The organism is Pseudomonas sp. AC463 (assembly GCF_979253585.1).
Window position 1 is genome coordinate 1 of sequence record NZ_CEEDDZ010000670.1, and the last position, 267, is coordinate 267.

Genomic DNA, 267 nt, shown 5'->3' on the forward strand with positions numbered 1-267 from the left:
GCCCAGGGTGCCGTGGACGATGGGGAAGATCACGTCGATATGGTCCAGCACGCCACTACCCGCGGGTTCCCCCACTTGCTGGCTGGCCTTGCCGGGCACCACCGCCAGTTCGCGGTTGGATTGGGTGAGGGCGATGAGGGCCGGGTTTTCCTGGTTGAGCAGGAAGTCCGAGGTGTCGGTGAGGTGCCAATGGCCGGCCTTGTCGATGCCGATCAGCACCGGCTCGAAGCGCGAGCGGTCCAGCGCAGCGACGATATTGCGCGCCGA

At 66.3% G+C, this 267-nt stretch carries 1 pseudogene; it reads right to left on the bottom strand.

The annotated features are described in order from the left end of the window. Positions 1 to 267 (bottom strand): annotated as a pseudogene (locus tag AC0IYH_RS31890) (D-alanine--D-alanine ligase A); the annotation flags it as partial.